This window comes from Streptomyces piniterrae (assembly GCF_005048155.1).
Taxonomy (GTDB): domain Bacteria; phylum Actinomycetota; class Actinomycetes; order Streptomycetales; family Streptomycetaceae; genus Streptomyces; species Streptomyces piniterrae.
The window spans coordinates 62,459-86,448 of record NZ_SUMB01000006.1 but is presented as its reverse complement, the minus strand read 5'-3'; the positions used below and the strand labels follow the sequence as shown (position 1 = coordinate 86,448).

Below are 23,990 nucleotides of genomic sequence, written 5' to 3'. Positions count from 1 at the left end.
CCAAACTGACGTCTGTCACCGGTCGACGCCTCCCATCACGGGGTCGATGGATGCGACGGCGACGATGACGTCGGCGACCTGGCCGCCTTCGCACATCGCCGCCATGGCCTGCAGATTGGTGAAGGACGGATCGCGGAAGTGCACCCGGTAGGGGCGGGTGCCGCCGTCGCTGACCGCATGCACGCCCAGCTCGCCCTTGGGCGACTCCACGGCGGCATAGGCCTGTCCCGGCGGGACCCGGAAGCCCTCCGTCACCAGCTTGAAGTGGTGGATCAGGGCCTCCATCGAGGTGCCCATGATCTTCTTGATGTGGTCGAGGGAGTTGCCGAGACCGTCCGGGCCGAGGGCCAGCTGGGCGGGCCAGGCGATCTTCTTGTCCGCGACCATCACGGGGCCGGGCGCCAGCCGGTCCAGGCACTGTTCGACGATCCGCAGCGACTGGCGCATCTCCTCCAGCCGGATCAGGAACCGGCCGTAGGCGTCGCAGGTGTCGGCGGTCGGCACCTCGAATTCGTAGTTCTCGTATCCACAGTACGGCTGCGTTTTGCGCAGGTCATGGGGCAGTCCGGCGGAGCGCAGGATGGGCCCGGTGGCGCCGGTGGCCATGCAGCCGGCCAGGTCGAGATAGCCGATGTCCTCCATGCGGGCCTTGAAGACCGGGTTGCCGGTGGCGAGCTTGTCGTACTCGGCCATGTTCTTGCGCATCTTCTTGACGAAGCCGCGTACCTGGTCGACGGCGCCCGGGGGCAGGTCCTGGGCGAGGCCGCCGGGCCTGATGTAGGCGTGGTTCATCCGCAGGCCGGTGATCAACTCGTAGATGTCGAGGATGAGTTCACGGTCGCGGAAGCCGTAGATCATGATCGTGGTGGCGCCCAGCTCCATACCGCCGGTGGCGATGGCCACCAGGTGGGAGGAGAGCCGGTTGAGCTCCATCAGCATCACGCGGATGACGGTGGCCCGGTCGGGCACGTCGTCGGTGATACCGAGCAGCTTCTCCACGGCCAGGCAGTACGCCGTCTCGTTGAAGAACGGCGTCAGGTAGTCCATCCGCGTCACGAAGGTGGTGCCCTGCGTCCAGGTCCGGTATTCGAGGTTCTTCTCGATGCCGGTGTGCAGATAGCCGATACCGCAGCGGGCCTCGGTGACGGTCTCGCCGTCGATCTCCAGGATGAGCCGGAGCACGCCGTGCGTGGAGGGGTGTTGCGGCCCCATGTTGACGATGATCCGCTCGTCGTCGGACTTGCGTGCCGCGGCCGCGACCTCGTCCCAGTCGCCGCCGGTGACGGTGTAGACCGCGCCCTCGGTGGTCTCGCGGGGGGTGGGATGCGATGCAGTCATCAGCTGTACGACCTCCGCTGGTCGGGAGCCGGGATCTGGGCGCCCTTGTACTCGACGGGAATGCCGCCGAGCGGGTAGTCCTTGCGCTGCGGGAAGCCCTGCCAGTCGTCGGGCATCATGATCCGGGTGAGCGCGGGGTGGCCGTCGAAGATCAGGCCGAAGAAGTCGTAGGCCTCGCGCTCGTGCCAGTCGTTGGTCGGATAGACGCTCACCAGCGAGGGCACATGCGGGTCGGCGTCGGGGGCGGAGACCTCCAGCCGGATGAGCCGGTTATGGGTGATCGAGCGCAGGTGGTAGACGGCGTGCAGCTCGCGGCCCTTGTCCCCGGGGAAGTGCACGCCGCTCACGCCCGTACAGAGCTCGAAGCGCAGTGCGGGGTCGTCGCGCAGGGTGCGGGCGACGGTCGGCAGATATTCGCGCGCGATGTGGAAGGTCAGCTCGGCGCGGTCGACGACGGTCTTCTCGATGACGTTCTCGGGGACCAGGCCCTGCTCGTCGAGGGCGCCCTCCAGCTCGTCGGCGACCTCGTCGAACCATTCTCCGTACGGCCGCGGGGTCGCGCCGGGCAGCCGGACGGACCGGACGAGGCCGCCGTAGCCGGTGGTGTCACCGCCGTTGTCGGCGCCGAACATGCCGCGGCGGGTCGCGATCAGCTCGTCGGCGTGGTCGCGCTGCTGCGCCGGGACGTTCTGGCCCGGTGCGTTGGGGTCGTCCTGCTCGCTCACCGCAGCAGCCCTTTCTTTTCGGACGAGCGGGGCATGTCGATCAACGGGAGCGCCTTGAGCGCCGCTTCCTCCGCCTCATGGGCCGCCTGCTGCTGATTGACCCCGAGCTTGGTGCTCTGGATCTTCTGGTGGAGCTTGAGGATGGCGTCCATGAGCATTTCGGGACGCGGCGGGCAGCCCGGCAGATAGATATCGACGGGGACGATGTGGTCGACGCCCTGCACGATGGCGTAGTTGTTGAACATTCCGCCTGAAGAAGCACAAACCCCCATGGAGATCACCCACTTCGGGTTCGGCATCTGGTCGTAGACCTGCCGCAGAACGGGCGCCATCTTCTGGCTCACCCGGCCGGCCACGATCATCAGATCCGCCTGCCGGGGCGAGCCGCGGAAGACTTCCATGCCGAAGCGGGCCAGGTCGTAGCGCCCGGCGCCGGTCGTCATCATCTCGATGGCGCAGCAGGCCAGCCCGAAGGTCGCGGGGAAGACCGATGATTTGCGCACCCAGCCCGCGGCCTGCTCGACAGTGGTCAGCAAAAAGCCGCTGGGCAGCTTCTCTTCAAGTCCCATTGGTGGCCCCTAGTCCCATTCCAGGCCGCCACGACGCCAGACATAGGCGTAGGCGACGAAGACGGTGAGCGCGAAGAGGAGCATCTCGACGAGCCCGAACAACCCCAGGGCGTCGAAGGTGACGGCCCAGGGATAGAGGAAGACGATCTCGATGTCGAAGACGATGAAGAGCATCGCCGTCAGGTAGTACTTGATCGGGAAACGACCGCCGCCGGACGGCTGCGGGGTCGGCTCGATTCCGCACTCGTACGCCTCGAGCTTGGCCCGGTTGTAGCGCCTGGGTCCGACGAGCGTGGCCATGACGACAGAGAAGATCGCAAAGCCTGCCCCGAGGGCTCCCAGTACGAGGATGGGCGCGTAAGCGTTCACCGTCCTCGCTCCCTTCAGTCGACGATGACTGGATGGCGGTCCGCTCGGGCCCAGTGACTGCCCCCCTAGAGATCGTGCATATGTGAGGCAGTTCACAAGCCCGAACCGCCTGCATCTTATGCCCGCTGGTCTGTGATCTGCGACACGGGGTCGGCCAACGCCTTTGTGATCTCCACCACCCGGCGAAGGATCATGAAGTCGGATGAGCGGTGATCTTCATACGCGAAGCGCGCGAGTGATCACGAGAGGTGACATTCGCCGGGGTTACCGCTGGTCAGAGCGGCTTGGCCAATATCAAGCGGTCGCCGCCTCAGGCAAATTGGTGCTGGACCAGCCCAACTGCTATAGGCAGCACGGGTGCAGCCGTGCCACTCGTGACCGGACCGTGATCGCCGGTACGTGCCTTCTTTCACGAGCGGCGCGTACTGTCACCCGCAAGAGGCGCGCGGCTCGGCTCACGGATGATCCACATCTCCGGACCCCGAGCGATCCGCGCCTCCGTTTTTCGCGGGCGGCGCGCACCTCCCGTCCGCGAGTCGTTCACACCTTCTTCGCGAGCGGTCGGCTGCCGCGAACCCCGGGCGCATAACGGGAACATAACGGACACTCATGAGTGACCTATCCCACGCGACTTCAGGCGATAAGTCCTTGACGGCCGGGAAGCCTTGGCGTGGCGCATGAAGAGTGGTAAGCGCCCTCAGGGCCCGCGTTGGGCAGCAAATGCCATGCGTAGGAACATGATCACGGAATCCGGACATCACGTCCGCGGAGTCGACGCGTAGTCAAATGCCCGATTTGTTCAGCGCGTACGCGTCAAGTGTGGCGCACTGCACCTTTGTTGGCAGCAACCTCCGGCTCCTGATAGCCGTGGTGTCATGTCCCCGAACGCACTCATACCCAGCCACCGGAAGCCCCGCCGTTCCGCGTCCTCGCGGGCACTGCGTGCGGGCGTGACCGGTGGCTTCCTCACGCTCGCGGTAACCGGCGCCACGGTGCCGGCCAACGCCACCGCAAAGCCGGTCTCCGAGACCCAGGAGCTGCCGACCATCACGGAGGCGCTCGCCACCACCGCCGCCAAGAGCGCCGACACCACCCAGCTGGTAGCGGTCAGCTACGAGCGGCAGGGGCTCCAGGACAGCGCGCTCGCCAGGGCCGCCAAGGTCGCGGAGAAGAAGCAGGCCGCCGCCGAGAAGAAGGCCGAGGCCAAGAAGAGGGCGGAAGAGGCACGCAAGGCCGAGGAGGCCGCCGAGGCCCGCGCCTCGCGCTCCACCGAGCGCACGACGCTCTCCGCGCCGTCCCACTCCACCGCCTCCGGCAGCGTCGCGACCCTGGTCTCGTTCCTGAAGGCGCAGCTCGGCAAGGCCTACGTCATGGGCTCCACCGGCCCCTCCGCGTACGACTGCTCCGGCCTGACCCAGGCCGCGTTCAGCCAGATCGGCATCGACCTGCCCCGCGTCTCGCAGGACCAGTCGACCACCGGCACCCAGGTCGGCCTGGACAACCTCCAGGTCGGCGACATCCTCTACTGGGGCAGCGCGGGCAGCGCCTACCACGTCGGCGTCTACGTCGGCGACGGCAACTTCATCGGCGCGCAGAACTCCAGCACCGGCATCGTCGAGCGCCCGCTCAGCTACGACCAGCCGACGGGCGCGGTGCGCGTTCTGTAATACGCGCCTTCGCTGCGTGTTCGCTGCGTGTTCGCTGCGCTTGGCCTGGGCCGATTTCGGCTCTCCCGCCGTGGTGGCTGACGTAGCTGTCGCCGCTGCGCGGTGCTTTTCGGCCACGGGGCCGGATCTCAGGACTTCGTCCGGAGATCCGGCCCCTCCCGTTTGTGGGGGGGGGTGAGAAGACGGTGGGGGTGCACGCCGTCCCGACAGGTTTCCGAAGTCGGGGGGCGAGGCCGCCGGGCCCCCAAGCCGCAGGGGCGACGACGGCACGCCCCCACCCGCCTCCCTCCCCCCACAACGGGAGGGGGCGGGCCGCGGGACGGAGTCGTGCGGCCCGTCACCGCACCCGACAACCCCGCGCAGCGACCCCGCCCGCCGCAGGCGCAACGGCGGGACGGTCAAAAACGCGGCCCAGGCAAAGCGCAGCGGACCGGCCCGCCGCAGGCGCAACGGCGACAAACCCCCACGCCGCGACAGCCGACAACGGCGAGCAACCAAGCCGGCCCCAGCCCAAGCGCAGCGTCCCCGCCGACAACGGCAGCAACCAAGCCGGCCCAAGCCAAGCGCAGCGCAGGCGCGAACGGGATGCGCCGAACGGGCGGACCCCCGCACCCCCCGCCTCACCCGCGACACGCCCTCCGACGTGCGTGAACGTCCCTCCTCGCGGCCCTTCGCCGGCCCTTTCGGACCAACCCGGCGCACGGCTCAACATGCGGCTCACCGAGTGCTGCTTTGACATGGCATCAGGAAACGAACCGCCGTACCGCTCGCGGACCACCACTCCGCAGCCGCATTCATGGAGGAACCCGCATGCGTCTAGTCAGCCGTACCCTGGCCGGAGCAGCCCTCACGGCCATGGCCTTCGGCGTCGCCACCCCCTCCGCCTCCGCCGACCCGTCCGCGTCGGTCAGCCCCAGTGCCATCAGTCCCGGCGGGACCGTCACCGTGACCGTGATGTGCGAGAGCCAGCAGGCCGGAAAGCTGCCCGCCGGCATCACCGCCAACGGCCAGGTCCTCGCCCAGGGCAGCATCCCGCTCAAGCGCCAGGGCCAGACCAGCACCTACCGCGGCTCGGGCCGGGTCGCCGGCAAGCTCTCCGGCGGCCCGGACAAGGCCGGCAAAAAGGCCGGGTGGGCGATCGACGGCCAGTGCCCGGGCGGCAAGCACTGGAGCGCCACCGTACGGACCCAGGACAAGGAGCAGCGGAGCAAGGAGCAGCTGAGCGGCGCAGGGCAGGAGAGCGGCACGGGGAAGGAGAGCGGCGCCGGGCAGCAGGGCGACATGGGGCAGCCGAGCAAGGCACCGCACGGCAAGATGCGTACCGGCTACGGCGGCTCCAGCGAGCGGAGCAACACCGCGATGATCGCCGCGGGCGGCGCCGCGCTCGCGGTCGCGGCCTGCGGCGGCTACCTCCTGATGCGCCGCCGCTCCCGCGAGGAGGACTGACCGGCGCGAGGGGCACCGGCCAGGGCAAGGGGCACTAACCAGGGCAAGGGGCACCGACCAGGGCCGGCGGACCGCAGGGTGCCCCCGGGAGCAGGCCCCCGGGGACCAGGCCCCCCGGGGATCACGCCTTGGGCGCGACCTTGCTCAGCCCGTTGATGATGCGGTCCATCGCGTCGCCGCCCGTCGGGTCGGTGAGGTTGGCGAGCATCTTGAGGGTGAACTTCATCAGCACCGGGTGCGTCAGCCCGCGCTGGGTGGCGATCTTCATGACCTTGGGGTTGCCGATGAGCTTCACGAAGGCGCGGCCGAGGGAGTAGTAGCCGCCGTAGGTGTCCTTGAGGATCTTCGGGTAGCGCTGCAGGGCCAGCTCCCGCTGGGCGTACGTCGCGCGCGCGTGTGCCTGGACGATGACCTCGGCGGCGATGCTGCCGGACTCCATGGCGTACGCGATGCCCTCGCCGTTGAACGGGTTGACCAGGCCGCCCGCGTCGCCGACCAGCAGCAGGCCCTTGGTGTAGTGGGGCTGGCGGTTGAAGGCCATGGGGAGGGCGGCGCCGCGGATCGGGCCGGTCATGTTCTCCGGGGTGTAGCCCCAGTCGGCGGGCATGGAGGCGCACCACGCCTTGAGGATCTCCCGCCAGTCCAGCTCCTTGAAGGCGGCGGAGGTGTTCAGGACGCCGAGGCCGACGTTGGAGGTGCCGTCGCCCATGCCGAAGATCCAGCCGTAGCCGGGCAGGAGGCGGTCCTGGGCGCCGCGGCGGTCCCACAGCTCCAGCCAGGACTCCAGGTAGTCGTCGTCGTGGCGCGGGGAGGTGAAGTAGGTGCGTACGGCTACGCCCATGGGGCGGTCCTCGCGCCGGTGCAGGCCCATGGCCAGCGAGAGCCGGGTGGAGTTGCCGTCGGCGGCGACGACGAGCGGGGCGTGGAAGGTGACCGGGGTCTTCTCGTCGCCGAGCTTGGCGTTGACGCCCTCGATGTGGCCGGTGAGCTCGTTGATGATCGGCGCACCGACGTTGCAGCGCTCGTAGAGCCGGGCACCGGCCTTCTGCGCCTGCCGGGCCAGCTGCTCGTCGAAGTCATCGCGCTTGCGGACGAGTCCGTAGTCGGGGAAGGAGGCGAGTTCCGGCCAGTCGAGCTGGAGGCGGGAGCCGCCGCCGATGATGCGCAGGCCCTTGTTCCGCAGCCAGCCCGCTTCCTCCGAGATGTCGATGCCCATCGCGACAAGCTGCTTGGTCGCGCGCGGGGTGAGGCCGTCGCCGCAGACCTTCTCGCGGGGGAACGCGGTCTTCTCCAGGAGGAGGACGTCGAGTCCGGACTTGGCGAGGTGGTAGGCGGTCGTCGAGCCGGCCGGTCCGGCACCGACGACGATCACATCCGCGCTGCGCTCTGAGCGGGGTGTGGTCACGGACTCGGTCACGGACGCGGACTCGGTCACGGCGGGGTCTCCCGGAAGTCGATATCTGGATATCTGGGTGCCGACCGGCACTGGGCATGTGCAGTCTATGGGGGCCTTGGTGATCAAAACCTGAAGGGTTGGCCATGAAGCCCGTGAAGCCAGTGATGCCCGTGAACGCCGCGACGCCGGTGAACACCGCGCCGCCCGCTGTGGAGTTGCGCGTGCCCACAGAGGAGGACGCCTGGCACTGGCACCGCGTCTTCGACGACCCGGAGGTCATGGAATTCCACGGCGGTGCCTCGGCCGAGCTGTCCGTGTACGAGGAACTCACCGCGCGCCAGCGCAAACACCATGCACAGCTGGGCTTCTGCCTCTACACCCTGCTGGACCCGGCGGACGGCGCGGTCATCGGTTTCACCGGAGCGCAGCCGTGGCCCTGGGACTGGGGTCCGGCCGGCGAGGTGGAGATCGGCTGGCGGCTGGGCCGCGCGTACTGGGGCAAGGGGTATGCCACGGTGGCGGCGCAGGCCGCGCTGGACTCGGTACGGGCGGCCGGCGTCCGGCATGTGGTGGCGATGGTGGACGCGCGCAACGAGCGGTCCATAGCGGTGACCCGGCGGCTGGGGATGCGGCAGGCGGAGACGGTGATCACGCCGGTGGGCAAGCGGACGGCCTACTGCCATCGGCTTGATGTGTGAGGGAGCCTGGAATCCGCCGGTATATGTGGAATCCGCCCGCATATCTGGAATCCGCCGGCATTTGGGGCTCCGCGTGCGTACGCGGAGCCCCGGGCCGGGTCGCGGCGCGGCCCGGCCATGGCCCGTCGGACCGGCCCTAGTCCACGTCGGTGCTGACCGACCAGGTCTTCAGCGCCGTGCTGAAGACCTGGTCGGTCGCCGCGTCCCAGTCCTTCTCCAGGCACTCGTGGTAGATGCTGTACTCGGTGCCGTCCGCGGCGACATACGCCTGGTCGACGGCGTGAATGGTGTTGCCGCTGTCGTTGACGTAGGTGAACTCCCAGCGGGCGCCCGCACTGTTCTGGAAGGTGTTCCTGGTCAGTTCGCTCCGCTGGTAGTTGGTCCGCTTCTTGGCGCCCTTCTCCAGCGTGAGGAAGTTGTCGTACGAGGACTGCGGGGCGTCGGCGATCACGCCGATCCGCAGATACTCGACGCCGGTCGGCGCCTTGTAGTCGGTCTGGGTGCCCTTCTGCACACGCTGCCAGCCGTCCCTCACGCCGACCGAGAACCCCATGGAGTCGTCTTTCCGGACGAATCCCTCGGGGAGGTCCGCGCCGGGTGAGGACCCGTCGGTGGGGCCGGCTGTCGGGTCGGCGGTGGGCGTGGGGGAGGGTGTGCCGGTCGGCGACGGGGCCGGGGACGGGCCGTTGCCGCCGGACGGCTGCCGGCTCCTGGCCACGGCGGGCTTGTCGGCCTTGTCGTCGTCGGTGGCCTGGCGGTTCTTGAAGTACAGCGCACCCGCCGTCGCACCGCCCCCGATCAGGAACGCGGCGAGGGCCAGGGACACCCACTTCACCACTCCACGGCCCTTCCGCGGCTCCTCCGGAGCGGCGGGCGGCGGTGTCGCGCCCGGAAGCGGGGCCGGGTGGCCGAGCTGCACGGGAGGCAGATCGGGCGCGGTGGGAGTCGGAGTCGGAGTGGCAGCGGGGGCGGGAGTTGCAGGCGTGGCGGGCGGGGTGAGCGGGGTGGCTTCCGGAGGCGCGGGGTGTGCGTGCGCCGACGGGTATCCGTAGCCGCCGGTGGCCGCTGCGGGAGCGCCGTACGGAGCCGCCGGCGCCGCGAGTGCGGACGGGCCGCCACGCCCCACGATCATCAGCAGATACGGCGCGAGCAGTACGGCGCCGAAGGTCCACAGCAGGGCGAACAGCAGCGTTTCGCCGCCGCCCGCCGTCAGTTCGGCATGCGCGCCATAGCTCTCGCCGCCGTAACCGCCACGGCTCCCGTAACCGCCGTAGCCGTAACCGCCGTCGTAGCCGTCACCGCTCCCGTAACCGCCGCCCTCGTGGAACACCGCGGACACACTGGCGCCCGCGGCCAGTACCAGCAGCACCAGCAGGACGACGAAGAAGCCCGCGGCCAGCAGCTGTTCGCGCCGGTCGGCGCTGCGTCGTACGGCCAGCAGGCCCACCAGCAGGGCACCGGCCAGTCCGGCCACGATGACGCCGAACAGCGCCCAGCTGCCGCCGAGATCGGCCAGTTCGGAATAGCCGACGGACTGCCGTCCCGACTCCAGGAACGGTATGTCCGGGAGGTTCCACTCGGCGTTCACCGGCGCGCCCCAGGCCATCGCGAGCGCCATCGCGCCGAGGTTGGGCAGCAGCACCAGCAGGGCGACCACATCGCCGCCCTCGATGTCGTCCATCTCGGCGAGCAGGGTCACAAAGGTGACCACTCCGGCCACCAGGACGACGATCACCAGCGCGAGCAGCGCGGTGCGCAGCGCTCCGACGGCGCTACGCACTGCGGGCCGCGCGGCGAGCCACGCCTGCGCCCGGGTACCGGCGAGCACCGTGCCGGCCGCCACGGCCGCGAGCAGGAACGACCACAGCAGCGCGAGCCACGGCGAGGACGACAACTCGACGCCGGCGTAGGAGGGTTGGGCCAGCAGACCCAGGGCGAGGGTGCCGGCGCCGCACAGCAGCGCGACCCGCAGCACCGTCTCCGGTACGTCGCTACCCGGCACGTGCGTACCCGCGACGTCCGTACCGGGCACGCCGGTCGCCGGTCGCGCCCCTGTGACCCGGCGGGCGGCGACCATCAGCGCCGCCACCCACAGCACGGTGACCACCAGCGGCACCATGGACAGCGACGCCTCGCCCGCGAGCCCGGTGCCCCACTCCCCCAGGCCACCCGTGACATTCCCGGCGAGCGTGACACCGCCGCCCACACCCTGGAGCAGCAGCGCGAGCGCGATCCGCATCCGTACGCCCCAGCCGATACCGGCCTTGTCCATGTCGTCGGAGGAGAAGATCCCCAGCAGGCAGGCGAGGACGAGCAGCAGCAGCGTCGGCCAGACGGCGATCTTCAGGGCGGCCGGCCAGTCGCCCTTCGCCGTACGGGCGAGGAAGGCGCCCAGGGGCGAGGGGTGGGCGGGGGTGGCGGACGGGGCGTAGCCGGGCGGCGCCGCGGGGGCGGCTGCCGGCGGCGGCCCGGCGGGTGGCGGCGGCCCGTCCGGTGCGGGCGGCACGGCGGCGGCCTGCCGGTCCCGGCCACATCCCATGCAGAAGCGCGCCTCGGGCGGCGAAGCAGAACCACAGTCCGGGCAGAACGACGACACGACGGGCTCCGGGAAGATCAAAGGGCAGCACGGACAGCTGCCGCTGGCGAACGTACAGACACGGCTGTCGTACGCATGGTTCCCGGCAATGCACCCCGGGTGAGGGGAGGTTGGGGACGGCGTTACCCAAGCGAGTCCAGCGCCCGGACGGGGTCGCTGTGGAGGCGTCGGGGGGCCGCTGCGGAGGCGCCGGGGAGGTGCTGCCGTCCGGTCAGCCGGCCGGCTTGGTCCCCCGGTGCAGCGCCACGACGCCGCCCGTCAGATTGCGCCAGGCGACCTTGGTCCAGCCGGCGCCCTGCATCCGGGCGGCGAGTTCGGGCTGGTTGGGCCAGGTGCGGATGGACTCGGCGAGGTAGACGTAGGCGTCCGGGTTGCTGCTGACCGCGCGGGCGACCGGCGGCAGCGCGCGCATCAGGTACTCGGTGTAGACGGTCCGGAACGGCGCCCAGGTCGGCTCGCTGAACTCGCAGATCACGACCCGGCCGCCGGGCTTGGTGACGCGGTGGAGCTCGGCCAGCGCGGCGTCCGTGTCCTGGATGTTGCGCAGCCCGAAGGAGATGGTGACGGCGTCGAAGACATCGTCCGCGAACGGCAGCCGGGTCCCGTCGCCCGCGGTGAACGGCAGCCACGGGTGGCGCTTCTTGCCTTCCGCCAGCATGCCGACGGAGAAGTCGCACGGCACGACATACGCCCCGGTCCTGGCGAACGGGAGCGAGGAGGTGCCGGTGCCGGCGGCGAGGTCGAGCACCCGCTCGGCGGGCTGGGCGGCCACCGCCCGGTCCACCTCCTTGCGCCACAGCCGGGCCTGCCCCAGGGAGAGCACGTCGTTGGTGAGGTCGTAGCGCGCCGCCACGTCGTCGAACATCGCGGCGACTTCGTGCGGCTGCTTGTCCAGGGATGCTCGGGTCACCCGCCCATTGTCCACCGTGCGAGAGCCGGGCCCGCACCGGGCACACCTCTAGCCTGCACCGCGCACACCCCTGGCGGGTATGGGGGAGATCCCTGGTGTGGCCCGGAGATATCCCTGACGTGTGGTCGAACAGATCCCCTAGGGGATGGCAGGCCCCCCTGCGGGTCCACAACGCGGGCGGGCGGGGCGGGTATTCCCCGGAAAGGTGTTCCCGGGACGGTGTTCCCGGGACGGCATCCCCGCCAGGAATGACGTTGGTCGGGGACGGCCGGAATGCCCCCCTCAGAACATTCCGGGCGGTCCAGCGTGCGTAGCGCAACGTGAGCGGCCGGGCGCCGGCCGTCCCCGCATCCATGATCCTGCCGGTCCGAATCTCCCGTTCCGTTTCCGTTGACACCGCCCTGACGTGCATCGGGAGGGCCTTGACGGGACCTTGACGGGGCTCGGACCGGCCATCGACTCGGCGGTCAGCGACGGCGGTGGAGGAGGCGGCCGCCGAGGACGGTGGCCACACACGTCCCGGCGCCATGGAGGCGCAGGGCGCGCGCCGGAAGCTCGTCGACCGGCACATCGAAGACCGCGAGATCGGCCGGCCGCCCTGCGGCCAGGTCGCCGCCCAGGACCGCGCTCAGTGGCAGTGCGGCGAATACATCGAGCGCGAGCGCGGCCTCGACCTCCCGTCCCTGCCGTGGCTCGCGAACCCGCAGACCGGAGCGCGCCACGGCCGTCCGGACCGTCGGCCGGTGAAACGGCCCGGCCACCGCCGTCGTGCCGTGCTGCAGCATCCGTTGCAGACCGCGCCGCGCGCTCGCGCCCCAGCGCGCGTCGTCCATGGCGAGCGCCGCCAGAGCATCGCCGGTGATCGGTTCGGTGCCCAGCTCGTCGGCCTCCCGCGGATCAGGGTGGTAGGCCGCTTCGAGCAGGGCCGCCGCCTGGTGGTTCACCAGGCCGGGCGTCATCAGACCGGGCCAGCGCCGGACCCGGGCCAGCGGCCACTCGGCCGTCATCCGGTCCAGCATCCCGACGCCCACGATCAGACCGCCGTCGACGGCCACCGCATCGCACCGTGGGCTCGTCGCCAGCACCGCGTCGGCCGCGTGGATCGTCAGCACGACCGCTCAGCCACCCTCGACTCGGCTCGCCGGTGGCCTACTTGGCCTCGACGAGCTTGAGCTCGGGGTGGGCGGTGCCGCCCTCGATGGCGGTCGAGGAGAGGTGCGAGACGACCCGCTCGTCGACCGGGTCGTTCGCCGGGTCGTCGTGCACGAGCAGATGCTCGTACGTGGTCGCGCGCTGCGCCGGGACCCGGTCCGCCTTGCGGATCAGGTCGATCAGCTCCATGCGGTTGGAGCGGTGCTTGGCGCCCGCCGAGGAGACCACGTTCTCCTCCAGCATGACCGAGCCCAGGTCGTCGGCCCCGTAGTGCAGCGAGAGCTGGCCCGCCTCCTTGCCGACGGTCAGCCAGGAGCCCTGGATGTGGGCGATGTTGTCGAGGAAGAGCCGGGCGATGGAGATCATGCGCAGGTACTCGAAGATCGTGGCCTGCGTCCGGCCCTTCAGGTGGTTGTTCTCCGGCTGGTAGGTGTACGGGATGAAGGCGCGGAAGCCGCCCGTACGGTCCTGGACGTCGCGGATCATCCGCAGATGCTCGATGCGCTCGGCGTTGGTCTCGCCGGTGCCCATCAGCATCGTGGAGGTCGACTCCACGCCCAGGGTGTGGGCCGTCTCCATGATTTCCAGCCAGCGCTCGCCGGACTCCTTCAGCGGCGCGATGGCCTTGCGCGGACGGGCCGGCAGCAGCTCGGCGCCGGCGCCGGCGAACGAGTCGAGGCCCGCGGCGTGGATCCGGCGGATGGCCTCCTCGGGCGACACCTTGGAGATCCGGGCCATGTGCTCGACCTCGGAGGCGCCGAGGGAGTGGATGACGAGCTGCGGGAACGCCTTCTTGATGGCCGAGAAGTGCTCTTCGTAGTACTCGACGCCGTAGTCCGGGTGGTGGCCGCCCTGGAACATGACCTGGGTGCCGCCCAGTTCGACGGTCTCCGCGCAGCGGCGCAGGATGTCGTCGAGGTCGCGGGTCCAGCCCTTGGCGGTGTCCTTGGGCGGGGCGTAGAACGCGCAGAACTTGCACGCCGTGACACACACGTTGGTGTAGTTGATGTTGCGCTCGATGATGTACGTCGCGATGTGCTCGGTGCCGGCGTAGCGGCGGCGGCGCACGGCGTCGGCGGCCGAGCCGAGTGCGTGCAGCGGCGCGGAACGGTACAGGTCGAGGGCTTCCTCCGGCGTGATGCGGCCGCCCTGCGCGGCGCGGTCGAGTACGGACTGGAGGTCGGCGTTCTCGGTCACCGGGGCGTCCCTTTCGGAGGCGGGCATAACGACGCGTATGAGGTGCATGACCACGCGCTTCAACGACCGATCCAGCGTACGCCAGGGGTCCGACAGTGTTGGTGGCGGCCGGTGTGTGGACGGTCCGGCCGGGCGAACGGGGGTCCCGGCCGGGTGTGCGGGGCCCCGGCCCGGCGTCAGGGGTCCGGCCCTGTCCCGCCCTCAGCCGCCGTTCTTCGTCAGTGTCGCCGTCGGTGTGCCGCCCGCGTCGTCGTCCGAGGTGAAGCCGATCTTGCCGTCCCCGCGGAGGGTGTACGTCACGGTGGACTTGGAGCCGGTGCAGCCCGGTCCCTGCTTGCCGTCGGAGCGCTCGGTGAGCACCAGCCTGGTGTCGGTCGAGGACGCCAGCTTCGCCTTGGCCCGGCAGACCACCAGCACCGCGTCGTAGGTGGTGTGGATGACGTAGTCGCCCTTGCCGCCGGGCTTGATGACGCTGGTCATGGTGCCGTTGGAGAAGCCGTTGTCCATCCGGACGTTGCCCTTCCAGGTGCCGAGGAAGCCCTTGGCCACGGAGGCCTCCGCGCGTGGCGAGGCCTCCTCGGTGGCCCCGGGCTTCGGCCTGCTCCCGGACGGCGGTTCTTTCGCGGCGTTGTCGTGGGCGCCCCCGCCCGGCAGCAGTTGGAAGACGAACGCGGCCGTCGTCGCGGCGGCCAGCGCCCCGGCCACCGACAGCACCAGCGTGCAGCTCACCCGGCGCGGGCGGTCCTTGCCGCCGACCGCCCCGGTCAGCGCGATCCGTCGCTCCTTGGGGGCGGGGTCCGGGGAGCCGGTCGGCAGGTCGGCGAGCGCGGGGCCGGTCGTCGCGGCGGCAGGACCGGTCGCAGCGGGTGCGGGACCTCCCGAGGACGCCCCGGCGACCGGCCAGGGCGTGTGCTGCGGAGGGGTGGACGGCGCTGCGGACGGCGGGCCGGGCGGCTGGCCCGGGATCCCCGGCCGGACCGCGGCCGCCTGTCCGGCCGCCCCGGTCTCCGCCCCCGCCTCCGTGACCCCGGGCGCCTGGGCCTGCGCGTCGAACGGCACCAGCCCGGACGCGCCGCCGTGCGAGGCGCCCGCGCCATGCGAAGCAGCCGCCCCGTACGAAGCGCCCGCGCCATACGAGAGACCGCCCGCCCCGTAAGACGGCTCCGTCGCCTCGTACGAGGGATCCGGCGGCCCGAACGTCCCGCCGGCCGGCGCACCCGTAGCCGCCCGGCCCGCGCCCTCCCCCGCGTCGAGATTCAGCAGCTCCACCGCCTGCCTGCTGACCCGCTCCACCAGGGCGCCCGGCAGCCAGCCGGCGCTTACCAGCTCCGCGGCCCCGCCGCTGCGCTCCCCCGCGAGGCGGGCCGCGAGCTCCTCCGGGGCGGGGCGGTCCGCGGGTGCCTTGGCGAGGCAGGCGGCGACCAGCTCGCGCAGCTCGCCGCTCAGCTCGGGGCCGAGCTGCGCCTCCTCGTGGACGACCTTGTAGAGCAGCGCCGCCGAGCTGTCCCCGGAGAACGGGCTGGTGCCGGTGGCCGCATACGCCAGTACCGCGCCGAGCGAGAAGACATCGGCCGCGCCCGCCGTGCCCTTGCCGAGGATCTGCTCGGGCGCCATATAGCCGGGCGAGCCGATGGAGACACCGGTCGAGGTCAGCGAGGCGGTGCCCTCGGTGACCCGGGCGATCCCGAAGTCGATCAGTAGCGGGCCGTCGAGCGTGAGCAGCACATTGGACGGTTTGACGTCCCGGTGCACCAGACCGAGCGCATGCACCGCGGCCAGCGCCTCGGCCAGCCCGGCGCCCAGGGCGCGTACCGAGTGCTCGGCGAGCGGCCCGACCTCGGCGACGGCCTGGGAGAGCGAGGGGCCCGCGACATAGCCGCTGGCGACCCAGGGGGCGGCGGCGTCCGGGTCCGCGTCCAGGACCGGCGCGGTCCAGGCGCTGCCCACCCGGCGGGCCGACTCGATCTCGCGCCGGAACCGGGCACGGAACTGGTCGTCGTCGGCGAAATGCGCGTGGATGACCTTCACCGCGACGGTCCGCCCGCCCGCGCTGCGGCCCAGATAGACCCGGCCCATGCCGCCCGCGCCGAGCCGGCCCAGCAGCCGGTATCCGCCCAGGACCCGTGGATCGTCCCCAGCCAGCGGCTCCATGGCCTGCCTCCCCCTCATCACGGCGCACCCAGCTTATGACCCATGTCATTCCCGTTCCCCGGAAACCTCCACCCCGCTTTCCGCACCAAACGGGGAGCAAGTCGACCATCCGCCCAGCATGGCGGCCCTGCCGGCCATGGCGGCGTGACCGTCCGGAGTGCGCCGATGCACCAGTTACCCGGGGGCAGCGCCCGCTATGGCCCGCGACAGGAGTACCGCGCCGGACGTCCACATCCCATTTCCGATCGGTACGGAGGAAAGCGGCCGGAACATTCTCGAACGTTTCATCCGGGAGTACGAAAAAGGTCCGGCCAAGGCTCACCTGAAGGCCATCCGGGGCGGCGGCCACAATGCCAGGGGCTACGTCCGGGGCATGCGGGATTCCAGGCCTGGAGGAGATCGGCAAGGTCCTTCGCGGCCCAAAACCGTCCGACTGACGGCAAACCGTCCGGTGCCTCCTACGCGTCCAGCAATTCCACCCGCACATCGGCCGGGAATCCGGTCGTCGGCCCGACCCGCCGGGCGAATTCCGCGACACCGCACAACTGCTCGGCCCCGAACCGGAAGTCCAGCGTGGTGAAATACCGCTCCAGCACCGGCTCGTCGAAGTTCTCCCAGCGGGCAGCCTGCTCGGCGACCTTGGCGACCTCCTCCAGCGACACGTCACGGGAGGCGAGGAACGCCTCGTGCACCCGCCGCACCATGACCGGCTCGCGCTCCAGATAGTCGCGCCGGGCCGCCCAGACGGCGAAGACGAACGGCAGGCCGGTCCACTCCTTCCACATCTCACCGAGGTCGTGGACCTCCAGCCCGAGCCGCGGGCCGTCGTGCAGATTCGCGCGCAGCGCGGCGTCCCCGATCAGCACCGCCGCGTCCGCCTCCTGCATCATCAGGCCGAGGTCGGGCGGGCAGGTGTAGTACTCGGGCCGCACGCCGACCTTCTCGGCCAGCAGCAGCTGCGCCAGCCGGACCGAGGTCCGCGAGGTCGATCCCAGCGCTATACGGGCGCCGTCCAGCTGGTCCAACGGCTTCTGCGAGACGATCACGCAGGACATCACCGGACCGTCGCAGCCCACGGCGAGGTCGGGGAAGGCGACGAGGTCGTCGGCGGCGCGGAGGAATTCGACGAGGGTGACCGGCGCGATGTCCAGTTCCCCTCGGATCAGCTGCTCGCTGAGCTTTTCCGGGGTGTCCTTGGTGAGGTCCAGATCGAGCAGGGTGCCCGTACGGGCGAGGCCCCAGTAGAGGGGCAGGCAGTTCAGGAACTGGATGTGGCCCACCCGCGGCCGGCTGCGACGGTGGTCGGCCACGGCTCCTGCGGGTGCGTCTCCGAAGGTTGAATTGTCCACATGCGGAGGCTAGACCCGCCGGCTCGGGGGCGGTGCGGCGGGGCCGCGTATGGCCGCTACGGCGATCGAATAGACGTGATCTTTGGCTCTTCCACCTCACGAGCGGCACATGCTACGCTCAGCGCAAGTTGCAGTTTGGTTTCCCTTGCAGTACAGAGCCTGCGGAGCATGTGACCCGCAGGCTTTTGTAGTTTTCAGACTTCTTTGCAGGTTCTGGAGCAGGGCAACCCTTTGGCCCAAGGAGGGCTTATGGCTACCGGAACCGTCAAGTGGTTCAACGCTGAAAAGGGCTTCGGCTTCATCGCCCAGGACGGCGGCGGCCCGGATGTCTTCGTCCACTACTCGGCAATCAACGCCTCTGGCTTCCGCTCCCTGGAGGAGAACCAGCAGGTGAACTTCGACGTCACCCAGGGCCCGAAGGGCCCGCAGGCGGAGAACGTTACGCCGGTCTAAGTTGCCCAGACCGACCTCAGGTCGATCTAGCTAGCAGTACCCAAGGAGCCCCGCTCCTCCACTTCGGTGGGGAGAGGGGCTCCTGCCTTTTCTGCACTCCTGTGTACGGCAGCCCCTTGAAGGCACCGCGGACAAGGGGTCGCCGAAGTGATCACGGAAAGTGGTCACATCGGAACATGACGTGGCCTACCTTGGGCAAGATGAGCGAGGACATGCCCCCGCAGAAGCCCTGCCCGGACTGCGGTGGCGCAGGCGCCGTCGAGTGGGAGACGGCGAGCGGCGACACGGTCACCACGCCGTGCTCCGGATGCGGCGACACCGGCACCGTCCTGGCATAGAGGAGGCAGTCATGGCGGCCTTTAGTAGGAACGGTAGGCCGGTCGGCCTGGACGTGCAGTACGTCGGCATACTCCCGTGCGCCACCTGCGGAGTACGGTCGATGAAGCTGCCCGGCCGCAACGGAGGGGTGTGCATCCCCTGCTACGCCGAGGAGTGCACGGCCCTCGGCCGGCGGGCGGCATCGGCCGGCAGCTGGGTGGCGGCAAGCTTCGTCGGGGACCCGTGCCTGGCATGCGGGTCCCGGTCCGTCGACGCGAACGGCTGGGCCTTCTGGTGCAACTCATGCGAGATACAGACGGCCGTGGCCCTGCCTCCTCGGTGACAGCGGCGCCCCGTTTGATTGCCCTGTCTACGACAGCCTCCCCGGGTAGCGTGGAGATTGAGGCAGCCTCGCCGGCATGACGTCGCTGCCGCACGGTCTGTCGATCCGTAGTACGCCATGTTCAACGGCCGAGAAAACGAACGCAGCCTGACGGCGCCCCTGCCCGCTCCCCGCTTTATGGCCTGGTGGTGGTGGAGCGGACTGGGCTTCGCCGGGCTTTTCGCCGCGTTGTGGTGGGCCGGGGCCGATCGCCCACCGGCCTGGAGAAGCCCCTTCGGATTCGTCGGGCAGATCTTCGGCGGCCTCGGAGCGATCTTCCAGCCGAACTCCAGGGGGGCGCCGATCGGCGCCCGGCTGGCGTTCTTCCTGGTCCTCCTGCTGCTCCTGTATGTGCTGTGGCGGGCGACGCGTGCCTGGTTGGCGTACAAGCCGGGGTCCGTGGACGTACAGCCGCTGGAGGACGCCACCCCGGAAGGCACGCCCAAACCGTCCGATGCCGATCTCACGGCCAGGCTTCGGCGCCGGCTCTCCGATAGCAGCATGTACCCACCGGCGACGCTGCCCGCGCAGGCGCCCGCCGAGTCGTTTCTGGAGCTGCTCGGCGACGTCGAGATCGACCCCCAGAAGCTGGGCACGGTGCTGCCGAAACTGCTCGGCCGGGTGCGCCCGAAACTGGCCTACCGGGTCAGCGGGATCCTCCAGTTCCGGGAGAGCCCGCTGCCGGATCAGTACGGCATGACGGTCACCGTCACCGCCTTCCTGTTCGGCGGCTCGCGCGCGACGGCCGTCTGGGGCAGCGACTGGGACGACGTCGTCCGTAAAGCGGGCAGCTGGATCATCAGCACGATGCTGCCGGTGACCCGCGCCGGGCGGCGGCCGCCCTGGCGCCAGTGGTGGGGCCGGGAACTCAAACCCGAGCTGTACGAGGCGTACCAGGCGGCGAACGAGCTGAGCCGCGCGGGCCGCCACCACGAGGCCCTGGAGCAGTACTTCAGCGCGGTCCGGCTCGACCCCACGAACCCGTATCTCCGGGCCGAACTGGCCGAAACCCAGGAGAAGATGGGTCTGCACATCGACGCGCTCGATACCTGTCAGCGCGCTCTCACCCTCGACGGGCAGGACGCCCGCAGGTACGGAAAGCGGCTGTGGCAGAGCCGCTGGAGCCCGCACTGGCGGCGGCTGCGGTATTTCCGGCATCCGCGGCTGCACCGCGAGTTGCTGGGTCTCCGCTACCGCAATTCGATCATCCTCGGTACGTCCGAGACGACGGCGCGCCAATGGTGTCAGCGCGAGGGAAGCAACGGCGACCGGACACATGAGCACCTGATACCGCTCTTGGTGGAGCGGTACTGGCCGACTGCCGTCAGCCTGGATGGCGGCGGCGCCCTCCGGATGCGTGAACGGTGGCGGCAACACAAAGACCGCAAAGGGTCAGGCCAGAATTCACTGCGCCGCATTCTGGAGAACAGGACGAACGAAGCTGAGGTCCGCCTGATATTTCAGCGAGCCGCCATACAGGAGACGACCCGCCTCGCCGCAGACGATGCCTGGGCCCGGGTATGGCTCTACTGGCCGGTTCGGCTGTGGAGTCGTATCCGAGTCCTCTGGCCCTCCTCCTATTATCAAAGCGTGCGCGGGCCACGACCGTCCGTCACCCGTGGCGCCTTTCAGATCAACCGGAGGGTGTGGGGGCCACTGCGCCTGGCCTGGGCCAGTTGCGATTACGGCATCGAATCGTCGCAGAAATGGCGGCGCGGATACGCCTGGCGGCGCCCTGGAGCCAGGATTTCGTGGGAGAAGCTGAAAGTCCGCTCTCTCCGCCGGAAGCTTCGCCACGTGACATGGCTCGGGTCGCGTCACGACTGGCACACCCACTACAACACTGCGTGTGTCTATGCGGTTGCGATGCACGGCCATCACACGGCCGAGACCCTCCAGGAGCTCGCCGAGAGCGCCGTGGCCCACCTTGAGCTGGCGGCGCAGGCTACGCGTGGGAGCCTCGCCATGGTCGAGCGGTCATGGATGGTCGAGGACGATCCCGATCTGGACGTGCTTCGCGGGGAGGAGACGCTTGAGAACGAGCTCTTCAATAACTTCGTCCGGACTGCCTATCCCAGCGCGGAGCCCATCGAGAAGACGGCTCCCAGCGACCGGTGCGACAAGCAGCTGAGGGAGTACGACTACCGACTCCTCGAAGAAATCGCTGAAGTGATGCAGCAGGTCTGGAACCTGCGGAGCGAGAAATACGAAGTCGATATTCAGTGCGCGACGGAGTGGCTGCGCGTGGAGCGCGGTATCTGGGAGTCCATACGGCAGATCTCCGATGACGCGAACAAACGCAGATGGCAGGACCGAGTGAGCCTCATCCGCTACATCCAGACCAATTGCCAACCCACGTCTTCTTCTTCCCCCGGATTCCCGCCCCCGTTGGCGCCGGATGCCTCCGCCAACCCGAACGGTCTACCGAGTTCCGATGTGATCGATCGGAGGCTTGCGCTCTTGAAGCGCTATCTGGACGCCACCCGCACCTCCACGACCAGCGATGACGGGCAGCGGATTCTCCGTGATGCCGGCGCGGACGGCGTGGCACGGTTGAATGCGAGAACGATCCGCGAACTGTCCACGGGGTACGCGGCGGCTTGGCAGACCCTCGACGACTGGCTGAGGGAGGAGAGTGCGTACAAGTCGTTCCGCGACGCCTTGGACAACGTCCCGCTCCTGACACGACGGAGCCCCTCGACGCTCCACAGGAGGAGTCCGCTGGAGGTCTAGGGACCGGACCTGATCGGTACGCGGGCAAGACGAAAGGCCCCGTGCCACCTCCCCCACAGAGGTGACACGGGGTTCCAGTCTGACGCGCCGAGGGCCCGCACTCCATAGGGGGCCGCCAGTTCCTTCAGTTCCTTTCGTAGAGACGCTCGATCTCCTTGGCGAAGTCGCGGGCGACGGCGGCCCGACGGAGCTTCAGGGAAGGGGTGAGATGCCCCGTTTTCTCCGTGAATTCCACGGGCAGGACCAGGTAGCGGCGGATGGACTCGGCGCGGGAGACGAGCTTGTTGGCGTCGTCGACGGCGTGCTGGAGATCGGCGAGCAGCCGGTCGTCGTGGACCAGCTCCGACAGCGGCACGTCCCGCTTCTTGTTCATCTGACGCCAATGGGCGAGTCCGTCCGGCTCCAGGGTGATCAGTGCGGTGATGTACGAGCGGTTTTCTCCGATGACCATGCACTGGCCCACCAGGGGGTGTGCGCGGAGGCGGTCCTCCAGGGGCGCCGGGGCGACGTTCTTGCCGCCGGTCGTCACGATGATCTCTTTCTTGCGCCCTGTGATGGTGAGGTACCCGTCCGCGTCGAGGGCGCCCAGATCGCCGGTGGGCAGCCAGCCCTGGTCGGTGACGGGGCGGGCGGCGCCGAGGGCGGCGTCCCAGTAGCCGGAGAAGACATGGCCCCCGTGGAGCAGGATCTCGCCGTCGTCGGCGATGTGTACGGCGGTGCCGGGAAGGGGCCAGCCGACGGTGCCTATACGGGGGCGCAGGGGTGGGGTGACGGTCGCCGCGGCGGTGGTCTCCGTCAGGCCGTAGCCCTCGAAGATCTCGATGCCGGCGCCGGAGTAGAAGGCGGCGAGGCGGTGGCCGAGCGGGGAGCCGCCGCAGATGGCGTAGCGGACCCTGCCGCCCAGGGCGGCCCGGATGCGGCGGTAGACGAGGGGGTCGTACAGCTTGCGGGCGGCTTTGAGGCGGAGCCCGGGGCCGGGGCCGGTGCCGTGCTCCTGGGCTTCGACGGCCTCCCCGTAGGCGCGGGCGATCCGTGCCGCCCGGTCGAAGGACGCGGCGCGGCCCATCTTCTCGGCGGTGGCCCGGCCGGTGTTGTAGACCTTCTCCAGCACATAGGGGATGGCCAGCAGGAACGTCGGCTGGAAGCCGGCCAGGTCGGCCAGCAGGTCGTCGGTCTCGATGCTGGGGGCGTGGCCGAGGCGGACCCGGGCGCGCAGACAGCCGACGGCGACCATACGGCCGAAGACGTGGGAGAGGGGGAGGAAGAGGAGGGTGGCGGCGGGCTCTTCGCTGACCGACTTGAAGACGGGGTGGAGGAGTTCGACGGCGTTGTCGACCTCGGCGAAGAAGTTGGCGTGGGTGAGGACGCAGCCCTTGGGACGGCCCGTGGTGCCGGAGGTGTAGATGAGGGTGGCGGGGGCCTCGGGGACGACGGCGGACCGGCGTTGCTCCACCAGCATGCCGGGCAACTCCTGGCCGGCCGCGACGAGTTGGGCGATGGCGCCGGTGTTGAACTGCCAGAGGTGGTCGAGGGCGGGCAGTTCGCCGCGGATGCCGCTGATCAGCCGGGTCTCGCCGACGTTCTCGACGACGCAGGCGCGGGCGCCGGAGTCGTGCAGGATCCACTGCGCCTGGTGGGCCGACGAGGTCGGGTAGAGCGGGACGGTGACCAGGCCGGCGGCCCAGGCCGCGAAGTCGATGAGGGTCCACTCGTAGGTCGTACGGGCCATGATCGCGAGCCGGTCCCCTGGCCTCAGGCCGTGCGCGATCAACCCCTTGGCCACGGCCCGCACTTCGGCGGCGAATTCGACGCTGGTGATGTCCCGCCAGCTGCCGCTGGGCTGCTTGCGGGACAGCACGGGCTCGTCGGGGGCCTCGGCGGCGTTGATGAAGGGGAGGTCGCCCAGCGAGCCGGTCCGGACGGGGGGCGCCAGGGCGGGCACCGACACCTGGCGGACGGTGCCGTCGATGACGGTCTTGTGCGGCTCCACAAGGGCGGGGGTGGTGGCGGTGGTTGCTGTCGCGGGGACGGTTGCGGTGGTATGTCCGGCGCCTGGACAGGGGGTTGAGCTGGCGCCTGCGCTTTCCTGGCTGAACACGAGCGGCTCCTCATCTTCTTCTTCGAAGGGGAGTGGAGTGGCATGGCGTGAACGGAGCGGGAACGAGAGAAGGGGGACAGGGGAGGGAACAGGACGGGACGGGTAGGGATTGAAGTGGGGACAGCACGCCCCTTAGGGGATCTCCCCTAGGGGATCCGGCAGGGGCCCTCCCCTACCCCCGCCCCGGCACCGCCATAAGCCCCGGCCACCCGGCCGCGCAGTCGGACACCGAGCCGCGCACCGGCCCGCCGCCCTCCGCCGGCACCCGGGAAGCGAACGTCCCGTGGATCTCGATGAGTTCGGAGTCGCCGGTACCCGGGCCCCCGCCCTGCGCCGGGCCCACTGCCTGCCCCTTCGCCGGCCTCTGAGAACTCATCCTCGACCAACTCCTGACTCAACAGTAACTTTACTGCGAAGTAAATTTACGCCAGGACCAGGAGTTG

19 protein-coding genes are annotated in these 23,990 nt (G+C 69.9%); 6 read left to right on the top strand and 13 right to left on the bottom strand.

The features are described from left to right. Positions 1 to 15 precede the first annotated feature (15 nt). The 4 genes from FCH28_RS18840 to FCH28_RS18825 are packed head-to-tail and all read right to left on the bottom strand — an operon-like array spanning position 16 to position 3,001. Positions 16 to 1,338 (bottom strand): NADH-quinone oxidoreductase subunit D, encoded by a 1,323-nt coding sequence (locus FCH28_RS18840; RefSeq protein ID WP_136741242.1) that lies wholly within the window; start codon positions 1,336 to 1,338, stop codon positions 16 to 18. Next, positions 1,338 to 2,063, bottom strand: a complete 726-nt coding sequence (locus FCH28_RS18835; protein WP_136741241.1) for an NADH-quinone oxidoreductase subunit C — start codon at positions 2,061 to 2,063, stop codon at positions 1,338 to 1,340. Before FCH28_RS18835 ends, FCH28_RS18840 begins: the two co-directional genes overlap by 1 nt. Beyond that, positions 2,060 to 2,632 (bottom strand): NuoB/complex I 20 kDa subunit family protein, encoded by a 573-nt coding sequence (locus FCH28_RS18830; protein WP_136741240.1) that lies wholly within the window; start codon positions 2,630 to 2,632, stop codon positions 2,060 to 2,062. The genes FCH28_RS18835 and FCH28_RS18830 overlap by 4 nt, the downstream gene beginning before the upstream one ends. A gap of 9 nt (positions 2,633 to 2,641) precedes the next feature. After that, entirely contained in the window at positions 2,642 to 3,001 is a 360-nt protein-coding gene (locus FCH28_RS18825) for an NADH-quinone oxidoreductase subunit A (RefSeq protein WP_030262580.1), read from the bottom strand. 875 nt (positions 3,002 to 3,876) lie between these two features. Here FCH28_RS18825 and FCH28_RS18820 point away from each other — a divergent pair. Both FCH28_RS18820 and FCH28_RS18815 read left to right on the top strand, forming a co-directional pair. Beyond that, positions 3,877 to 4,668, top strand: coding sequence for a C40 family peptidase (locus tag FCH28_RS18820; RefSeq protein WP_136741239.1), 792 nt, complete (start codon positions 3,877 to 3,879; stop codon positions 4,666 to 4,668). A gap of 810 nt (positions 4,669 to 5,478) precedes the next feature. Beyond that, positions 5,479 to 6,114 (top strand): hypothetical protein, encoded by a 636-nt coding sequence (locus FCH28_RS18815; protein ID WP_136741238.1) that lies wholly within the window; start codon positions 5,479 to 5,481, stop codon positions 6,112 to 6,114. 121 nt (positions 6,115 to 6,235) lie between these two features. Here FCH28_RS18815 and FCH28_RS18810 read toward each other — a convergent pair whose 3' ends face one another. Then, positions 6,236 to 7,549, bottom strand: a complete 1,314-nt coding sequence (locus tag FCH28_RS18810) for a geranylgeranyl reductase family protein (protein ID WP_136741237.1) — start codon at positions 7,547 to 7,549, stop codon at positions 6,236 to 6,238. Between the two features lie 125 nt (positions 7,550 to 7,674). Between FCH28_RS18810 and FCH28_RS18805 the strand changes: the two genes are divergently transcribed. After that, the gene (locus tag FCH28_RS18805) at positions 7,675 to 8,208 is read left to right on the top strand and encodes a GNAT family N-acetyltransferase (RefSeq protein WP_136741236.1); all 534 of its coding nucleotides are present in this window, start codon (positions 7,675 to 7,677) and stop codon (positions 8,206 to 8,208) included. Positions 8,209 to 8,344: 136 nt separating this feature from the next. Here FCH28_RS18805 and FCH28_RS18800 read toward each other — a convergent pair whose 3' ends face one another. The 6 genes from FCH28_RS18800 to FCH28_RS18775 all read right to left on the bottom strand — a co-directional run bounded on the left by FCH28_RS18800 (position 8,345) and on the right by FCH28_RS18775 (position 17,563). Continuing rightward, positions 8,345 to 10,747 (bottom strand): hypothetical protein, encoded by a 2,403-nt coding sequence (locus FCH28_RS18800; RefSeq protein ID WP_136741235.1) that lies wholly within the window; start codon positions 10,745 to 10,747, stop codon positions 8,345 to 8,347. Between the two features lie 268 nt (positions 10,748 to 11,015). After that, complete coding sequence (locus FCH28_RS18795; RefSeq protein WP_136741234.1) at positions 11,016 to 11,714, bottom strand: demethylmenaquinone methyltransferase; 699 nt, start codon at positions 11,712 to 11,714, stop codon at positions 11,016 to 11,018. Positions 11,715 to 12,181: 467 nt separating this feature from the next. After that, on the bottom strand, positions 12,182 to 12,826 hold the full coding sequence (locus FCH28_RS18790) for a hypothetical protein (RefSeq protein WP_136741233.1): 645 nt from the start codon (positions 12,824 to 12,826) through the stop codon (positions 12,182 to 12,184). A gap of 37 nt (positions 12,827 to 12,863) precedes the next feature. Next, complete coding sequence (gene mqnC / locus FCH28_RS18785) at positions 12,864 to 14,063, bottom strand: cyclic dehypoxanthinyl futalosine synthase (RefSeq protein WP_136741232.1); 1,200 nt, start codon at positions 14,061 to 14,063, stop codon at positions 12,864 to 12,866. 201 nt (positions 14,064 to 14,264) lie between these two features. Then, positions 14,265 to 16,214 (bottom strand): serine/threonine-protein kinase, encoded by a 1,950-nt coding sequence (locus FCH28_RS18780; protein WP_136741231.1) that lies wholly within the window; start codon positions 16,212 to 16,214, stop codon positions 14,265 to 14,267. Positions 16,215 to 16,672: 458 nt separating this feature from the next. After that, positions 16,673 to 17,563 carry a menaquinone biosynthetic enzyme MqnA/MqnD family protein gene (locus FCH28_RS18775; protein ID WP_136741230.1) on the bottom strand — a complete coding sequence of 297 codons (891 nt, stop codon included), beginning with the start codon at positions 17,561 to 17,563 and terminating at the stop codon, positions 16,673 to 16,675. Between the two features lie 249 nt (positions 17,564 to 17,812). Here FCH28_RS18775 and FCH28_RS18770 point away from each other — a divergent pair, with 249 nt between their 5' ends. From FCH28_RS18770 to FCH28_RS18760, 3 genes are all read left to right on the top strand, one after another. After that, positions 17,813 to 18,016 carry a cold-shock protein gene (locus FCH28_RS18770; protein ID WP_003984261.1) on the top strand — a complete coding sequence of 68 codons (204 nt, stop codon included), beginning with the start codon at positions 17,813 to 17,815 and terminating at the stop codon, positions 18,014 to 18,016. Positions 18,017 to 18,216: 200 nt separating this feature from the next. Next, positions 18,217 to 18,354 carry a hypothetical protein gene (locus FCH28_RS38170; protein ID WP_169314200.1) on the top strand — a complete coding sequence of 46 codons (138 nt, stop codon included), beginning with the start codon at positions 18,217 to 18,219 and terminating at the stop codon, positions 18,352 to 18,354. Between the two features lie 440 nt (positions 18,355 to 18,794). Then, entirely contained in the window at positions 18,795 to 21,449 is a 2,655-nt protein-coding gene (locus FCH28_RS18760) for a hypothetical protein (RefSeq protein WP_136741228.1), read from the top strand. A gap of 124 nt (positions 21,450 to 21,573) precedes the next feature. Here FCH28_RS18760 and FCH28_RS18755 read toward each other — a convergent pair whose 3' ends face one another. Then, complete coding sequence (locus tag FCH28_RS18755) at positions 21,574 to 23,439, bottom strand: AMP-dependent synthetase/ligase (RefSeq protein WP_246103035.1); 1,866 nt, start codon at positions 23,437 to 23,439, stop codon at positions 21,574 to 21,576. A 280-nt stretch (positions 23,440 to 23,719) separates the two neighbouring features. Then, positions 23,720 to 23,923 carry a hypothetical protein gene (locus tag FCH28_RS18750; RefSeq protein ID WP_136741226.1) on the bottom strand — a complete coding sequence of 68 codons (204 nt, stop codon included), beginning with the start codon at positions 23,921 to 23,923 and terminating at the stop codon, positions 23,720 to 23,722. Between the last annotated feature and the right edge of the window lie 67 nt (positions 23,924 to 23,990).

Excerpts from the sequence above, each read along its gene's own strand:
- FCH28_RS18840 (WP_136741242.1), bottom strand. The coding sequence starts at position 1,338 with ATGACTGCATCGCATCCCACCCCCCGCGAGACCACCGAGGGCGCGGTC.
- FCH28_RS18830 (WP_136741240.1), bottom strand. The coding sequence starts at position 2,632 with ATGGGACTTGAAGAGAAGCTGCCCAGCGGCTTTTTGCTGACCACTGTC.
- FCH28_RS18820 (WP_136741239.1), top strand. The coding sequence starts at position 3,877 with ATGTCCCCGAACGCACTCATACCCAGCCACCGGAAGCCCCGCCGTTCC.
- FCH28_RS18815 (WP_136741238.1), top strand. The coding sequence starts at position 5,479 with ATGCGTCTAGTCAGCCGTACCCTGGCCGGAGCAGCCCTCACGGCCATG.
- FCH28_RS18805 (WP_136741236.1), top strand. The coding sequence starts at position 7,675 with ATGCCCGTGAACGCCGCGACGCCGGTGAACACCGCGCCGCCCGCTGTG.
- FCH28_RS18800 (WP_136741235.1), bottom strand. The coding sequence starts at position 10,747 with ATGGGATGTGGCCGGGACCGGCAGGCCGCCGCCGTGCCGCCCGCACCG.
- FCH28_RS18780 (WP_136741231.1), bottom strand. The coding sequence starts at position 16,214 with ATGGAGCCGCTGGCTGGGGACGATCCACGGGTCCTGGGCGGATACCGG.
- FCH28_RS18770 (WP_003984261.1), top strand. The coding sequence starts at position 17,813 with ATGGCTACCGGAACCGTCAAGTGGTTCAACGCTGAAAAGGGCTTCGGC.
- FCH28_RS38170 (WP_169314200.1), top strand. The coding sequence starts at position 18,217 with ATGAGCGAGGACATGCCCCCGCAGAAGCCCTGCCCGGACTGCGGTGGC.
- FCH28_RS18760 (WP_136741228.1), top strand. The coding sequence starts at position 18,795 with ATGTTCAACGGCCGAGAAAACGAACGCAGCCTGACGGCGCCCCTGCCC.
- FCH28_RS18750 (WP_136741226.1), bottom strand. The coding sequence starts at position 23,923 with ATGAGTTCTCAGAGGCCGGCGAAGGGGCAGGCAGTGGGCCCGGCGCAG.